This is a genomic window from Arthrobacter sp. ATA002 (assembly GCF_026898095.1).
Taxonomy (GTDB): Bacteria; Actinomycetota; Actinomycetes; order Actinomycetales; family Micrococcaceae; genus Arthrobacter_B.
The window spans coordinates 3332669-3348786 of record NZ_CP114015.1 but is presented as its reverse complement, the minus strand read 5'-3'; the positions used below and the strand labels follow the sequence as shown (position 1 = coordinate 3348786).

Annotated in this window: 13 protein-coding genes and 1 pseudogene; 11 read left to right on the top strand and 3 right to left on the bottom strand. The window is 67.7% G+C overall.

Features of this window, described 5'->3' with window-relative positions; all coding sequences use genetic code 11:
- Window positions 1–34 precede the first annotated feature (34 nt).
- From OL239_RS16520 to OL239_RS16490, 7 genes are all read left to right on the top strand, one after another.
- Window positions 35–628 carry a hypothetical protein gene (locus tag OL239_RS16520; RefSeq protein WP_268909815.1) on the top strand — a complete coding sequence of 198 codons (594 nt, stop codon included), beginning with the start codon at window positions 35–37 and terminating at the stop codon, window positions 626–628.
- Window positions 629–813: 185 nt separating this feature from the next.
- Window positions 814–3018 carry a zinc ribbon domain-containing protein gene (locus tag OL239_RS16515; protein WP_268909814.1) on the top strand — a complete coding sequence of 735 codons (2205 nt, stop codon included), beginning with the start codon at window positions 814–816 and terminating at the stop codon, window positions 3016–3018.
- Window positions 3019–3118: 100 nt separating this feature from the next.
- Entirely contained in the window at window positions 3119–4084 is a 966-nt protein-coding gene (locus OL239_RS16510; protein ID WP_268909813.1) for a D-2-hydroxyacid dehydrogenase, read from the top strand.
- Between the two features lie 453 nt (window positions 4085–4537).
- Window positions 4538–5575, top strand: coding sequence for an NAD(P)-dependent alcohol dehydrogenase (locus tag OL239_RS16505; RefSeq protein ID WP_268909812.1), 1038 nt, complete (start codon window positions 4538–4540; stop codon window positions 5573–5575).
- A complete protein-coding gene (locus tag OL239_RS16500) occupies window positions 5572–6246 on the top strand; it encodes a hypothetical protein (RefSeq protein ID WP_268909811.1) in 675 nt (224 codons plus the stop codon). The genes OL239_RS16505 and OL239_RS16500 overlap by 4 nt, the downstream gene beginning before the upstream one ends.
- Window positions 6243–7862 carry a GMC family oxidoreductase gene (locus OL239_RS16495; protein WP_268909810.1) on the top strand — a complete coding sequence of 540 codons (1620 nt, stop codon included), beginning with the start codon at window positions 6243–6245 and terminating at the stop codon, window positions 7860–7862. Before OL239_RS16500 ends, OL239_RS16495 begins: the two co-directional genes overlap by 4 nt.
- 7 nt (window positions 7863–7869) lie before the next feature.
- Entirely contained in the window at window positions 7870–9132 is a 1263-nt protein-coding gene (locus OL239_RS16490; RefSeq protein ID WP_268909809.1) for an NAD(P)/FAD-dependent oxidoreductase, read from the top strand.
- Here OL239_RS16490 and OL239_RS16485 read toward each other — a convergent pair.
- Window positions 9109–10164 carry an arsenic resistance protein gene (locus OL239_RS16485; RefSeq protein ID WP_268909808.1) on the bottom strand — a complete coding sequence of 352 codons (1056 nt, stop codon included), beginning with the start codon at window positions 10162–10164 and terminating at the stop codon, window positions 9109–9111. The genes OL239_RS16490 and OL239_RS16485 overlap by 24 nt on opposite strands.
- Before the next feature lie 70 nt (window positions 10165–10234).
- Window positions 10235–10585, bottom strand: coding sequence for an ArsR/SmtB family transcription factor (locus OL239_RS16480; protein ID WP_268909807.1), 351 nt, complete (start codon window positions 10583–10585; stop codon window positions 10235–10237).
- Window positions 10586–10704: 119 nt separating this feature from the next.
- On the opposite strand from OL239_RS16480, the gene arsB reads away from it, so the two are divergent.
- The 4 genes and pseudogenes from arsB to OL239_RS16460 all read left to right on the top strand — a co-directional run bounded on the left by arsB (window position 10705) and on the right by OL239_RS16460 (window position 14937).
- Window positions 10705–11838, top strand: a complete 1134-nt coding sequence (gene arsB, locus OL239_RS16475; protein WP_268909806.1) for an ACR3 family arsenite efflux transporter — start codon at window positions 10705–10707, stop codon at window positions 11836–11838.
- On the top strand, window positions 11835–12263 hold the full coding sequence (locus OL239_RS16470; RefSeq protein WP_268909805.1) for an arsenate reductase ArsC: 429 nt from the start codon (window positions 11835–11837) through the stop codon (window positions 12261–12263). The genes arsB and OL239_RS16470 overlap by 4 nt, the downstream gene beginning before the upstream one ends.
- 12 nt (window positions 12264–12275) lie before the next feature.
- A pseudogene (locus OL239_RS16465) lies at window positions 12276–13568 on the top strand (FAD-dependent oxidoreductase); the annotation flags it as partial.
- Between the two features lie 235 nt (window positions 13569–13803).
- Window positions 13804–14937 (top strand): ArsO family NAD(P)H-dependent flavin-containing monooxygenase, encoded by a 1134-nt coding sequence (locus OL239_RS16460; protein WP_268909804.1) that lies wholly within the window; start codon window positions 13804–13806, stop codon window positions 14935–14937.
- On the opposite strand, the gene OL239_RS16455 is transcribed toward OL239_RS16460, so the two are convergent.
- A complete protein-coding gene (locus OL239_RS16455; RefSeq protein WP_268909803.1) occupies window positions 14934–15725 on the bottom strand; it encodes an EcsC family protein in 792 nt (263 codons plus the stop codon). The two genes, OL239_RS16460 and OL239_RS16455, sit on opposite strands and share 4 nt — an antisense overlap.
- Window positions 15726–16118: the final 393 nt, after the last annotated feature.

Below are 16118 nucleotides of genomic sequence, written 5' to 3'. Positions count from 1 at the left end.
CGCGTACTGCCAGCACGACGGCGAATTCGTTACGGTGGCGGACTCCCCGAAGTTCCAGGGCGTCATCTGCATGCGCAACGGCGGTATGGTCTACCGCGGCCTGGACAAGAGCAACGGGCTGACAATGAGCACCGGGGCCGAAAAGACTTCCAGCGGTTATGCCGGGGTGCTGGGAAACACCCGTTATGAGATCAGCCCGGCAGTGTTCACGATTACCCTGAACGGCGACGCGATTGCCAGTGACAAGGTCACCACCTATGTCACCCCGGACCAGGATCCGTTCCGTCCCGGGGATCTGGGGCTGTCGACGCCGATCGATTATCCGCAGTGCGACGGGTCAGCGGTTGTCCTGCTGGTGAGCAGCTTCGGTGCAGCGAACGCCGCGAACGAGGTAAAAGCGCAGCTCGAACAGCACCCGGGAGCCCGCTACCTGCGCACCGACCTGTCCTGCGACGGGTTCAACCGGACCTCCGATGACCGCGGCGGACGGGAGCCGATTTACGCCGCCTATCTGCCGGCCGGCAGCGACACCGCCGCGATCTGCTCCCTGGCGGCGGAACACGGTACCTATGCCGTGTGGCTGCAAAACGGAATTGACCCCAAAGAAGGCCGGGTAAATTGCCCTTAACATGATTCAGATTGGCTAGCTGGAATAATAGGGAGTCGAAAAGCAGGCAGGGGCTTAATAGAGCCGTTGCCTGCCTTTCCACATTCGAACCATCCTTCGCTGACATGTTAGAATCCGGTAATTGCGTTGTTATTTCCGGGGGGATATTGCACTGCAAACCTCCCCGACGACTTGGGGGGAAGTTAATGAATTACTGCATGTCCTGCGGCGCCCAGCTGCAGCCGGAATGGCGTTTTTGCGGCAACTGCCGGCGCCCGGTTGGAGAGGGCCGCGAGCAGGCGGAATCCGCCGCTGCGCCGCCGCCGCTTCCCGGCAGCGAGTCCGACGCGCAGAACCTGACCGGGCAGGACACAGCCGCGGAGAACTCTACGGCGGAGACCCCGCGCGCTCCCGTGCCCCCGGCCGCCGAACCCCCCGCCGCCGGAGCACCCACCGTCATCACCCCGTCTTCCGGCAACGGCGCCGGCGGCAGCGGTTCGGGCGACGGATCCGGCGGCAGCGGTTCGGGCGGAGGGCCCGGTTCCGCAGCTAACGGGGACGGGGAACCGCGGAAGAAGCCCAGCCGCAAGACGATCGTGCTGGCCTCCCTCGCCGTCGTCCTGGTCGTGGTGGGGGTAGGCGCCTTCCTCTTCATCCAGAACATGATCCGCGGCGGTGCCGGCTCGCCGGAACAGGTCGCGGAAAAGCTGATCGAGTCCGTGGAGGCCAAGGACGGAATCGGTCTGGTCACCATGGTCGCTCCGGCGGAGCGCGAATCCCTCAACCGGCTGCGGGAAGGCCTCACCGAGAAGGTTGAGGAGTTCGGCATCCTCGAGGCGGCCAACAAGGTGGGCGAAGACCTGGAGGACATGGACGACGACATCAGCTTCGACGGCATCACCGTCACCTTTGAGAACGTGGAACCGGACATCACCGAGGTGGATGACCAGCTGGCCGTCATGGCGTTTTCCTCCGGCAGCGTCCGGGTGCAGATGGACCCGGAAGAGACCACGGGTGCCATCCGCTCCGCGCTGGAGGCTGCCGGGGAAATGGACCCGGTGGATGAAACCACGGAGCTTTCCGAACTGGGCCTCGACGGCGATCCGCTGCTGATGGCCGCGGTCAAGGACGGCGGCCGCTGGTACCTCAGCCCGCTCTACACCGGACTGGAGTTCGTGACCCAGTCCATGGGCAACGAGCGGGGCAGCCTGCCCGAAGCCACCGACGGCGCCGGTTCGCCGGCGGAAGCAGCGCAGGACCTGATCGGCGCCGTGCCCGGAATTGTGCAGAGCGGAAAGTTCACCGACCTGGGCAATTACCTCGTCAGCTACGAAGGCAACGCCGTCCACTACTACGGCCGTGCGCTGAACGAGGCGATGGAGGGCGGATCGGACGTCGATCTGCAGGTCACCACCAACACGTTCAAGGATACCGATCAGGATGGCGACCGTGGCCGGGCCACCGTGGAGACCCTGGAAGCGGACGTGGAAGGGGACAGCCTGCGGGTGACCGCAGACTGCATGGAGCTTGAAGGCTCGGATGAAATGTGCCGCGGAAAGTCCGGGTACGTGATGCTGGAGGGCGACGTCGACGGTGACGCCGTGGTGCGCGCGCTTCCGCCGCTGGGCCTGACCACCCTCAAGGAAGACGGCGGCTGGAAGGTCAGCGTCATGGAGTCCACCACCGACTGGACCCTGCAGTGGCTGGATTCCATCACCCGCGAGCAGGCCCTGGCGATGCTGGACCTGGCCCGCAGCGAGGACACCGCCGGCACCCTGGTGCTCGGCGAGGACACCGAGCTCAAGTTCAACTCCGCCGGTTACGCCGTCATGAAGCTGGAGCTGGATGAAGACGTGATCCTGGACAGCACCGACGAGTACAGCAGCCTGACCGTCTACTCCCCGGACGGCAAGGAAACGATCACCTCCTCCGACGACTACCAGCGGGAGGAAACTCCGGCCGGAGAATACAAAGTGGTGGTCTTTGCGGGCGAGGACTGGGCCGACAAGTTCGCCAGCGACGGCAACGGCGTGGACTACTCCGCAACGATGACCTTCGAGGGAGTCGTGGAACCGCCGATGATCAACGACTATCCGGGCGAGGAGTACGGCTACCTGACCCTGGACGATTACCCCGGGCCCACGGAAGAGCTGATCATCGAGGTGCCCAAGGGCAACGACGTCGAACTCGTCCTTCAGGCCAGGGGCAGCTACTCCGAATGGGACGAGCCCGGCAGCCTCGTGGCGACGCTGGACGGCAAGGAATACACCGTCCCGGTCGGCAACACGGTGGAAACGGTGGTGATCCCGGTTCCGGATGATGGCAAGGTGCACACCATGGAGCTGGAACTGGTCAAGGGAACCGGCAGCGGCGAAGAAGTCGACTACACGCTGGATTTCGTCGAGAAATAACACGCGGCGCAGAACCCGCATCACCATAGGCAGGACAGAGGAACCGGCCGGCGCATCCCGCGCCGGCCGGTTCTTGTGGTTCTCTGGCTAGGCTGGGGGCATGAATTCCCAGCCCGTCCTCACCGTCCTTGCCGGAAACCGCCCCCTTATGGGCCTGGAAGAGCTCCAGCGGGAGGCCGAAGTCCGGGTGACCGACGACGCCGGACTGCCCGAAGCGCTGGCCGGAGCGGACATTCTCTACCTCTGGGACTACTTCGCCGACGGCGTGCGGCGGGCCTGGCCGGCCGCGGATTCCCTGCGCTGGATTCACGTTCCCGCCGCCGGTGTGGACAAGCTGATGTTCCCCGAACTGGTGGACTCCGACGTCGTCCTCACCAACGCGCGCGGCATTTTCGACCGGCCGATGGCAGAACACGTACTCGGCGCTATGCTCCATTTCGCAAAGGACTTTGGCCGCGCCGCCGCCCAGCAGCGCCAGCGGCAGTGGCGGCACTACGCCACCGCGGATCTTGCCGGCGCGTCCGTGCTGGTGGCGGGGACGGGCAGCATCGGGCGGTGCACCGCTCGGCTGCTCACCGCCGTCGGCCTGCGCGTGGACGGTCTGGGCCGCACCGCCCGCAGCGGAGATGCCGACTTCGGCGTCATCCACGCGGGCGCCGATTTTGCCGCGGTGGCCGGCGCGTACGACTATGTGGTCCTGGCGGCGCCGCTGACGCCGGACACCCGCGGAATGCTCGGCCGCAGCGTCCTTGCGGCCATGAAGCCGACGGCGGTGCTCATCAACGTGGGCCGCGGTGCCCTGGCCGACGAGGCCGCCTTGGAGGAGTCGCTGCTCAGCGGAAGCCTCGCCGGTGCGGCACTGGACGTGTTCGAGACCGAACCCCTGCCGGAGCACAGCAGGCTCTGGGGTTTGGAGAACGTGCTGATCACCCCGCACCTGTCCGGGGATTCGCAGAATCAGCTGCCGGCGCTGGCCCGCCAGTTCGCGGACAACCTCGCAGCGTGGAAGGCCGGACGGCCGCTGGCGAATGTCGTGGACAAGCAGTTGGGATTCGTTGCCCCGTAGGAGACGGGCCTGGCATGGCGTGCGGGGTTTGAGGGCCCACGGCCCGAGTGTCGCGATGTCGCGGCTTTGCCCGGTCGTGTGTCGCGATGGTGCACTCTCCCCGGTCGAGTGACGCGATGGTGCACCTCTCCCCGGTCGAGTGACGCGATGGTGCACCTCTCCCCGGTCGAGTGACGCGACGATGCACTCAAACCGCCCTCGCAACGGCATTTTCCCGACACTCGGTGGAGGGAAGGGGCGTTTTCCCGACACTCGGTGGAGGGAAGAGGCGTTTTCCCGACACTCGGTGGCCCCGGATCCCCGCACCCGGCGTCCCCGCACCCGGCGTCCCCGCACCCGTCGGGGGCAGCCCGCACCGGCATCCCCGGACCCGGCACCGTTGACCCGCACGGCCGGGCCGGATAAGACTGGGGGCCAACGGCTGACGGAATTCAACGAAGAAGGAAGTGCGGCGTGAAAGCTGTCCGGGTGCACCGTTACGGTGAGGATCCGCATCTTGACGAGGTGCCTGAGCCGAAGATTACCGGTCCGTGGGATGTGATCGTTGACGTGGGGGCGGCCGGGCTCTGCCGAACCGACCTGCACGTGATCGAGGGGCAGTGGGACGCGATCCAGCATCCGCGGCTGCCATACATCCTGGGCCATGAAAACGCCGGCTGGGTCCGCGAGGTCGGCTCCGCCGTTTCCAATGTGGTGCCGGGGGACACCGTGATCATGCATCCGCTGGTGACCTGCGGGCTCTGCGCCCCGTGCCGCGCCGGGCAGGACTCGCACTGCGAAAACGCCTCCTTTCCGGGGCTGAACACCGACGGCGGCATGGCCGAACAGCTCAAGACCAACGCCCGCGCCGTCGTGAAGCTCGATCCCTCCCTGCAGCCGGCCGACATCGCGGCCCTGGCCGACGCCGGCCTGACCGCCTACCACGCGGTCCGCAAGGCAGTCCCGCTGCTGTATCCGGGCACGCAGGCCGTGGTCATCGGCGCCGGCGGACTGGGGCACATCGGCGTGCAGTCCCTGAAAGCGCTGACCGCCGCGGACATCACCGTTATCGACACCTCGGAAGCGGCCCTGGATCTGGCCGCCTCCCTGGGCGCGGACACGGTGCTGCGGAGCCCGGACACCGACGCGTTGAGGGAAGCGACCGGCGGGGGAGCGCATGTCGTCTTCGACTTCGTGGGCGAACACGGCACCGAGGCGCAGGGACTGGAGATGCTCAGGAACCGGGGCAGCTACTACGCCATCGGCTACGGCGGCGAGGTGCGGATTCCCACCATCGAACTGATCTCCCGGGAAATCTCCGTGGTGGGTAATCTGGTGGGCACCTACCAGGACCTGGTGGAACTCATGACGCTCACCGCCCAGGGCGACATTTCCCTGCACACCACGGCCTATGACCTCGACGACGCGGTCCAGGCCATGCACGACCTCGACGCCGGCAAGCTCACCGGCCGCGGCATCCTCATCCCGCCGGCAGGAAGAAGGGCATCGTGACGTATCCCGCGAAATATCCCACCCTGAACGAAACCAACCTCACGCCCGAAGCGCGGGCCATCCTGAAGCGGATCATCCGGACAGCCTTTCCCCATCCGGACTTTCCCGACGCTGCCTACGAGCGGATGACGGACCGCATCGTGACCGAAGCGGACGCCTCCACCTGGTTCCGGGTGGTCCTGACCCAGGGGCTGATCGCGCTGGGCGCCCAGTCGGCGGAACCGTTCCTGGAACTTTCGGACGAACGGGCGCTCGCGGTGCTGCGCCGGGTGTCCGACCTGGAGTTCTTCGGCTTCATCCGCCGCACCACCGTCCTGAACCTCTACGACGATCCGCAGGTGTGGGAGGTGCTGGGCTACGAAGGGCCGTCCTTCGACAAGGGCGGCTACCTCAACCGCGGCTTCGACGACCTGGACTGGCTGCCGACGCCCCGGATCGAGGCACCCGAGGGGTACGTCCCGGATACCGGTCCTCTGCCGTATCCGGTGGCGGGCCCCGGGCAGCGGCCGGGAACACCGGGAGCCGGCAGCGACGCCGCCGCCGGCAGCGCGGACAGCGCACCGGACCGCGACGCCGCGGCAGGCTCGGCAGCGGCACGGGCGGCCGGACCCGCACCGGAATCGGGCACCGGAGCGCAGGCACCGAAGCAGCGCGGAGGAGGAAGTCAATGAGCGGGCAGATTCGCAGTTTCACGGGGTCGGCGGATCCGCTGGCCGCGTCGGCACGCTTTGAGCTCGACGACGAGTCCGTCGTCGTCGTCATCGGCTCCGGCGCCGGCGGCGGCACGCTGGCCCACGAACTGGTGGAAAAGGGATTAAAGGTGGTGCTGCTTGAGGCCGGGCCGTTCCTCACCAACTCGGACTATGTGAACAACGAGTGGGAAGCGTTCAACCAGATGGCGTGGCTTGATCCGCGCACCACCTCCGGCAGCTGGCGCATTGCCCGTGATTTTCCGAACCTGCCGGCGTGGATCGTCAAGGCCGTGGGCGGAACCACCACACACTGGGCCGGAGCCACGCCGCGGTTCAAGCCGCACGAGTTCATCTCCCGCAGCGTCTACGGCCGGATCGACGGTGCGAACCTGCTCGACTGGCCGCTGACCCTGGAGGATCTGGAACCGTACTACGACCGCGCGGAGCGGAAGATGGGGTCCACCCATGTCCACGGCCGTCCACCGCTGCCGGCCAACAATAACTACAAGGTGTTCGCCCACGGCGCGGAGAAACTCGGCTACCGGCACTTTGCCACCGGCCCGTATGCCACCAACGCGGAGCCCTATGACGGCCGGCCGGCTTCGGTGCAGGACGGCTTCAACTTCCAGGGTGATAAATCCGGCGCCAAGTGGTCCACCCTGGTGTCGGAAATCCCGAAGTCGCTGAAGACCGGCCGGCTGGATCTGCGGCCGGAGAGCCAGGCCGTGCAAATCACCTCAACCCCGGAGGGCCGCGTGGACGGGGTGGTGTACGCCGACGCCGGCGGGCAGCTGCACCACCAAAAGGCACGCGTGGTGGCGGTCGCCGGCAACGCGATTGAAACGCCGCGGCTGCTGCTGCTGTCGGGCTCGCCGCTGTTTCCGGACGGGCTGGCAAACTCCTCGGGCCAGGTGGGCCGGAACTACATGCGGCACACCACCGGGTCGGTCTACGCGCAGTTCGGGTCCCCGGTGCACATGTACCGCGGGGAAACCATGGCCGGGTTGATTGCGGACGAGTCCCGGCACGACACCGACCGCGGGTTCGCCGGCGGCTACTACATGGAGACCATTTCGCTGGGCCCGGCGTTCCTGGCCTCCTTCGTGGACCCCGGCGCCTGGGGCCCGGGCTTCGCGGCCATCCTGGACGGCTACCGGCACACGGCCGGGCTGTGGATCGTGGGCGAGGACATGCCGCAGGAAACCAACCGGGTCACCCTGAACACCACCGTCACCGACCCGCTGGGGCTGCCGGTGCCCAACGTGCACTTCGACGACCACCCCAACGACATCGCCATGCGCGAACACGGGTACGGGCAGGGCTCGGCCCTCTATGAGGCGGCGGGCGCGACGTCGGCGGTGCGGACTCCGCCGTACCCCTCCACCCACAACATGGGCACCGCGCGGATGAGTTCGCGGCCGGAGGACGGGGTATGCAACGGCTTCGGCCAGACCCATGACGTGCCCAACCTGTTCATCTCCGGCGGCTCCCAGTTCACCACCGGAGCCGCCGCCAATCCCACGCTGACCATCGTGGCGCTGGCCATCCGGCAGGCCGAATACCTGGCGGCCCAAATGGCGCTTGGCGAGATCTGAGGGGCCGGTGACAAATCCTCCCGTGGTCTTCGAGGATTCCGGGGCTTCCGGCGGTCCCGGGGATTCCGGGCAGCCGGGCTCGGGACCGGAAGCCGCCGTGCTTGGAGGCGGGATCCTGGGGGTGTCCACCGCCGTGGAGCTGCTGCGCGGAGGCGCCCGGGTCACCCTGGTAACGGAGGCGCATCCGGCCAGCGGGGCGTCGGGGCGCTCGCTGTCCTGGCTGAACTCCGGCGGCGGCTTTTTGCCGGAATACCACCGGCTGCGGGTGGCCGGCATGGACCGTTACCGCACCCTGCTGGCCCGGCATCCGGACCTCGACTGGCTCCGGTTCGACGGCGGGATCTACTGGGACGGACCGGCGGCAACAGCCGGGGAGCCGCAGTCCGGGGTCGGATCCGCGCTCGCCGAACGGTGCGCGGCGCAGACGGACCAGGGGTACGACGCGCGGCTGGTGCCGGCCGCGGAAATCCCGCACCTGGTCCCGGGCCTGGACCCTGCGGCCCTGCCGCCGGAGGTGTTGTTCAACCCGGGCGAAGGCTGGGTGAGTCTCCCGCATTTGATCCGGCATTTGTTGCGCGAGTTCGCGCTTCGCGGCGGAATCCTGGTCACTGCCGCCGGTCCGGCCAGCGTCGAAGTGGAGGCCGGAGCCGCCGCCGGAATCCGCACCGCCGCCGGACTGTACCGGGCCGACGTCGTCGTGCTGGCCGCCGGCGCGGGCACCCCGGCCGTCCTCGGGCCGCTCGGAGTCACGCTGCCGGATCAATCGGACCCGGCGATGCTGGTGGTCACCGAGCCCAAGGCCCACAGCCTTAAAGCGGTGCTGAACACTCCGCGGGTGTCCCTGCGGCCGCATCCGGGCTCCCGGCTGGCGATGGATTCCACCTGGTATCTGGAGCAAATCACCCCCGACGACGACGGCGGCTGGTCCGTGGATCCGCAGGTGGTGCTGGATCTGGTGGATGAGGCCTCCGCGCTGCTGGCCGGGCATCCCCGCTTGGTGCCGCAGAGCTGGCGGATCGGGCTGAAGCCGGTGCCCGGCGACGGCCTTCCCGTCCTCGGGGAGCTCGCAGCCCTGCCCGGCTGCCACGTGGCGTTCACCCATTCCGGAGCGACACTGGGGCTGATCGCCGGCGAGCTGCTGGCCCGGAAATCCTCACCGGCCGGCGGCATCCCATGCTGGCTCCGTTCCGGCCGGAGCGGCTCGTTCCGGAGATTGCCGGGGATGCCGTTCCCGGCTGAACCGGCGTTAGTTGCCGGGCAGGCCGCGTGACCGGACTCCGGCGGCACCGGCGGCACCGGCGGCACCGGCGGCACCGGCGGCACCGGCGGCACCGGCCGCACCGGCGGCGCCCGCACCGGCGGCAGGCCGCCGAATGAGCCCGGGCAGCACCTTGACGTAGATGACCATCCCGATGAGCTCAACGAGTGTCTGGGTCACGACCACCAGGGCCACCAGCGCCAGGGACTCGGGCAGGGCCAAAGCCAGGGGCAGGACGACGAGCGAATTCCTGGTGGCACCGCTGAACACCACGGCCGTCGTGCTCCCGGCGTCCAGCCGCATGATGCGGGAAGCGAGCAGCCCCATGGGGACCATGAGAACCAGGAACGCGGCATAGAGCGGGACAACCGCCAGCAGTGAGCGGAGTTGCTGCCCCACGCCGGCAATCTGGGAACCGATGACGACGGCGAGGGTCAGCATCATGAGGGGAACCATGAGGTTGTGCATCAGCGCCGCAGCACGGCGCGCCGCCCGGGCACGGCGGGCCCACCGCTGGACGAGCATTGCCGCTGCGAGCGGAATGATGATCAGAAGGACCAGGGCCTCCACGAACGGTCCCGGTTCGATCACGGACACGAGGTCCGGGCCGACAAAGATCAGCAGGTAGAGCGGCAGCAGCAGCATCTGCGTGAGCATCAACAGCGGAGCCGCCGCGAGCAGGCGGTCGCTGGCGCCGCCGGCCAGCCCGGAGAAGACAATGACGTAGTCAATGCAGGGGGTGAGCAGGACCAACATGACCCCGATAAGCAGGGCCTGGTCATTAGCCACGAAGCGGGAGAGTCCGAAGACGATGGCCGGCACGATGAGGAAGTTCAGCACCATTACCGTGGCCATGAACCGGCCGTCGCGCAGCGCCGCCCCGATCTTCGCGAACGGTATGCCGAGGAACGTGGCGAACAGCAGCAGCCCCAGCACGGGGTTGGTCGCGGTTTCCAGCGTGCCCGCGGCTGTCGGCAGCAGCCAGCCGAACAGGCCGCCGGCGGCGATCGCCAGGAGGTAGAGGGGAATCTGGTGCCGTTCCATCGTCCCTGTAAGACGCATCGGGTTCACGGTTCCAGCCTAAACTGCCGCAGTGGTTTCGGCCTTGGCCGCACTATCGGGGAGCAAGGACAGCGGCGGCCCGTTCCAGGGCCCCGGGGACGATGGAGTAGTAGGCCCACACGCCGCGCTTTTCGCGGTGCAGGATGCCGGCGTCCACCAGGATCTTCAAGTGATGCGACACCGTGGGCTGGCCCAGGCCGACCGGTTCCGTGAGATCGCAGACGCAGGCTTCCTTGTTCTCCTGGGCGGCAATGAGGGACACCAGGCGCAGCCGCGTCGGCTCCGCCACGGCTTTGAGCAGCTGGGCGAACCGCTGGGCATCCTCGACACTGAGCGGCTCGGACGTCAGCGGCGTGCAGCAGGCCTCTGCGACGGGATCGGGAGCTGTGGGAGCGGTGGTCACCCGTCCATTATGCACCTGGATTGACAGACGTCGATGTCTGAGCGAATACTCAGTATCGAAGGATATCGATATGCCTCGATGCCTGCCGGTTCAGCCGCAGGCCTGGTCGTCCGGTTTCCATGACCCCCCACTCAACCTCCCAGAGGAGCCGCGTGAGCGCCCCCGCACCATCCGACACCGGCCAGGTTACCGCCCGGCTCTCGACCCTGGACCGGTTCCTGCCGGTGTGGATCATTGCCGCCATGGCTGCCGGCCTGCTGCTGGGCCGTCTGGTTCCCGGCATCGGACCGGCCCTGGACTCGCTCAAGGTGGCCAATGTGTCGCTGCCCATCGCCGTCGGCCTGCTGGTGATGATGTATCCGGTGCTGGCCAAGGTCCGCTACAACGAAACCCGCAGGGTGGTCGCGGACCGGAAGCTGATGGTCACCTCCCTGGTGCTGAACTGGGTGGCCGCACCGGCGTTTATGTTTGTCCTGGCGTGGATCTTCCTGCCGGACCTGCCCGAATACCGCACCGGGCTGATCATTGTGGGCCTGGCCCGCTGCATCGCCATGGTGATGATCTGGAACGACCTGGCCTGCGGGGACCGCGAAGCGGCCGCCGTCCTGGTGGCCGTCAACTCCGTGTTCCAGGTCCTTGCGTTCGGCGCCCTGGGCTGGTTCTACCTGCAGGTGCTGCCCGGCTGGCTGGGCCTGGAAACCACCAGCGTGGAGTTCTCCTTTTGGGCCATCACGGCCAGCGTCCTGATCTTCCTGGGCATCCCGCTGCTGGCCGGCTTCCTCACCCGCACCCTGGGCGAAAAGGCCCGCGGCCGCGACTGGTACGAGGGTACCTTCCTGCCGAAGCTCGGCCCGTGGGCACTGTACGGACTGCTGTTCACCATCGTGCTGCTGTTCGCCCTGCAGGGGGACGAAATCACCTCGAACCCGCTGGACGTGGCGCGGATCGCGCTGCCGCTGCTGGTGTACTTTGTGGTGGTGTTTGGTGCCGGGATGGTCCTGGGCAAACTCCTGAATCTGGGCTATCCCCGGACCACCACGCTGGCGTTCACGGCTGCCGGCAACAACTTTGAACTGGCCATTGCCGTGGCGATCGGAACCTACGGCGTGACGTCCGGGCAGGCGCTGGCCGGCGTCGTCGGACCCCTGATCGAAGTTCCCGTCCTGGTCGCCCTGGTCTACGTGGCTCTCCGGGCGCAGAAGAAGTACTGGCCCGCAGCCGCACCCGCCTCTCCAGAAATGACAAACCGATGAGCACCTCCGAAACCGCCGAAGCCAAGCCCTCCGTCCTGTTCGTCTGCGTGCACAACGCCGGCCGGTCGCAAATGGCCGCCGCCTACGTGCGCAGCCTGGGGGAGGGGCGGGTCGAGGTCCGCTCCGCCGGCTCCGCACCCGCCGACGCCGTCAATCCCGCCGCTGTGGCCGCGATGGCCGAGGACGGCATCGACATGTCCGCCGAACTGCCCAAGATCCTCACCACCGAGGCCGTGCAGGAATCCGACGTCGTGATCACCATGGGCTGCGGCGACGCCTGCCCGATCTTCCCCGGCAAACGCTACGAGGACTGGAAACTCGAGGACCCCGCCGGGCAGGGTGTGGAAGCGGTCCGGCCCATCCGCGACAACATCAAGGCCCGGATCGAAGACCTGATCGCTGACCTGCTGCCCGGGCACGCCTAGAGGAGAACACCCATGCCTGAGAACACCGAGATGTCCAACCTTCCCGTCGCCGTGATCGGTGCCGGACCCGTGGGCCTGGCCGCCGCCGCCGAACTGCTGGAACGCGGCCTGACCCCGCTCATCTTCGAGTCCGGCGACACCCCGGCGGCGGCCGTCGCGTCCTGGGGCCACATTCGCCTGTTCTCGCCGTGGCAGTACGACGTCGACGCCGCCGCCCGCCGCCTGCTCGCCTCCACGGGGTGGCAGGAACCAGACGCCGAAACCCTGCCCACCGGCGCCGAACTCCACGAGCAGTACCTGTCACCGCTGGCCGCGGTCCCGGCGATCGCCGACGCGCTGCACACCTCCACCCGGGTGCTCGCCGTCAGCCGCGGGGGCCTGGACAAGACCCGCACCAGCGGCCGGGACACCACCCCGTTCCTGATCCGGGTGCAGGATGCCGACGGCGCCGTCACCGACTTCCGGGCCCGCGCCGTCATCGACGCCTCCGGCACCTGGAACACTCCGAACCCGCTGGGGCAGGCCGGGCTGGCCGCCGTCGGTGAAGCTGAAGCGTCTGCCGCCGGGGTCATCACCGGCCCGCTGCCGGACGTACTCGGCCGCGACCGCAACCGGTTCGCCGGCAAGCACATCCTGGTGGTGGGGGCCGGGCACTCCGCCGCGAATACCCTGCTCTCCCTGGGCGAGCTGGCTGAGCAGGAGCCCGGTACCCGGATCAGCTGGGTCATCCGCAGTGCCTCCGCTAACGGCGTTTACGGCGGCGGGGACCTGGACGGCCTACCCGCCCGCGGCGCACTGGGCAGCCGGCTGCGCACACTGGTGCAGGACGGCCGGATTGAGCTGCACACCTCCTTCACCATCACCGGCTTTAAGACCGCCGACACCTTGGCCGTCACCGGCAGCACGCCGGCCGGCGAGAAGCAGCTGGACGTGGACCTGCTGGTTCCGGCCACCGGCTTCCGCCCGAATCTGGACCTGCTGCGCGAACTCCGGCTCGACCTTGACCCCGTGGTGGAGGCGCCGCGGGAGCTCGGTCCACTGATCGACCCCGAGTTGCACAGCTGTGGCACCGTGGCACCGCACGGCGCCAAGCTGCTGTCCCACCCGGACAAGGACTTCTATATTGTCGGCATGAAGTCCTACGGCCGGGCCCCCACGTTCCTGATGGCCACCGGCTACGAGCAGGTGCGCTCCATCGCCGCCGCCCTGGCCGGAGACCAGCAGGCCGCCGACGACGTACAGCTCGTCCTGCCCGAAACCGGCGTCTGCTCCACCGACCTAGGCGGCAGCTGCGATGCACCGGCTGACGGACCGGTCGAAGCTTCCTGCTGTGTCACGGCGCCGGCACCCGCGGCCGGGGAGGCTGCCTCCCCTGCGGCACGCCCGAACCGGAACCGGCGTCGTCGTCGTGCTGTGCCACGGATGCGGACACGACGGCAGAAGCGGAAACGGCATCCTCGTGCTGCAGCACGCCCGAACCGCAGTTCCTCGGCATCCCCACCGGCCTGGAACACGGCCGCTCCGCAGCACAGGGGACCTGATGCCCGCCGCACCGTTGCAGGACGTCGACGTCCTGGTGATCGGCGGAGGGCAGGCCGGTCTCGCTGCCGGCTACTACTTGAACCGGTTGCGGCGGGACGAGGCCTCCGGCAGGTCCGGGCCGGCGCCATCCTTTGCCATCCTCGATGCCAATCCGGAGACCGGCGGGGCGTGGCAGCACTACTGGAGCAGCCTGGAGCTGTTTTCCCCGGCTGCCTACAGTTCCCTGCCCGGCTACCCCATGCCCGGTTGGGAGGGCGGGGGCAACCCCTCGGCAGACCACGTTGCGCAGTATCTGCGCACCTATGAAGGCCGGTACAAGCTCCCGGTGCACCGACCCGTGCGGGTGGCGTCCGTGCGGGCGGCAACGGGCGGCGGATACCTCACGGACACCGACCGCGGCCAGTGGACCAGCCGGGTGGTCATCAACGCCACCGGCAGCTGGAGCCGTCCGTACGTTCCGCTGGTGCCCGGCAGCAACCGGTTCACGGGACAGCAGCTGCACACCGCGGACTACCGCGGGCCGGAACCGTATGCCGGACGAAATGTGGTGGTCGTGGGCGGCGGCAACTCGGGAGCGCAGATCGCCGCGGACCTTGCCCAGGCGGCGGCAGTCACCTGGGTGACCCGGCATCCGCCGCGCTACCTGCCCGACGACGTCGACGGCCGGGCGCTGTTCGACATCGCCACCCGGCGCGTCAGAGCCCTCGCGGCAGGGGAGCCGGCACCGGCCGGCGTCGCCGATCTGGGCGACATTGTGGCCGTGCCCGCGGTGCGGAAAGCCCGGGACGCCGGCCTGCTGCGGGCCCGGCCGATGTTCTCCCGGTTCGTCCCTGACGGGGTGCAGTGGGAGGACAGGGAGCAGCTGGATGCAGATGTGGTTATCTGGTGCACCGGCTTCCGCCCGGATCTGCAGCACCTGCAGGCCCTGGATCTGACTACGCGCAACGGCGTTCCCGCAACGGACCCGGCGCTGCCCACCCGCTCGGCCGACAGCCCGGCCCTGTTTTTCCTGGGTTACGGGGACTGGTGCGGGCCGTCGTCGGCCACTCTCATAGGTGTCGGTGCCGCAGCACGCGATACCGTGTCGGCCGCGCAGATGGCGCAGATGGCGCCCGGGTTTACCGCCCGTTAGCTGAAGTCGGGCATCGGAACGGATGCTCCAGTTCCCCGCGCCGACCCTCCGGCTCCTGCTGTTACGTCACCTACAACCTCGTCCACGGGATCGGTTGCAAGTGCAGCAGGCAGGCGCAGGCCGTATTTCTCGCAGAGGAAACGTGTCTGGCAGTACCTCTGGGCGTCCGCGGCCACAGCACCAAGAACCGTGGCATTGGTGCCGGCGCCGATCAGGATACCGACGAAGGGTACAACCTTGGCAACACTCTGAACAGGCACCCGGGATCCGGCCGGCCCAAGCTGCTTCATCAATTTCTCAAGCACGGCCACGAGTCGATGATCAGTGCGGAGCTTGTCGGACCATCTCACCCTTCCCTTTAAGGCGCCCGCAGCGTTCGCGGCGTCCATTATCGGTTTGGCTTTTGCTGCCTGCGCCATGAAGGATCTGTTAACGAGACGCTGGATGAAAGCTTGTTCGTCGGGGTCTTTCGCGTCATAGCCGTAGGAGTACGCTATCTGGGTTGCGATAGAGGTACTGAGCACCTGAACGACGAGTATGTCTGCCGTCATCGCGACTGGGATTCCCGCGACCGGTACCATCGCCAGCACGCCCATCGCTCCGCCTTCGAGAGCGCCGGCGCTCCGCCACCTGAGGGTGTTTAGCGTCAACAATCGATCGCAGACCTTCAGGTCTTGCTGTCGCAGCTCGCTGAAGCTGTTGATATCAAGGCCACGCTTGCGAGCAAGCTTCTCGACGCTCTTGGGATCGTTGAGCTCAAGTGCCCAAGCGTTGAACAACTCCAGCATGGCGACCGCACTTTCAATGGCAGGCCGCGTGGCTGCATCAGCCACCGCGCCGCCGGCACGGTGGATGGGTTCCTGACCCTGTCAGGCATGGCAGCTACTACCCGCCGCCCGGCGCTTTCCGCTACTTCACCGCTGCGACTAATTGCCGAATTAGCCCAGTTCGGCAGGCCCCGGCGGTTGCTGCGGCGCTTCCAATGATTATTGAGACTGTCCCAAACCTGCTGGTCGTACGCGCTCATCTCGGTTACGGCGTTGGGCAGCAACGGGTCGGTGTCAGTAATCAATGGGGGTCCATTCCAATGGTGGTTGTGCCGGTCGAGGATGACCCTACCAGCCAGTGTGTCCCTCAAGCCGCAACGGAAAGCGCCATCAGATGCGGACCGCCCGCTGCTC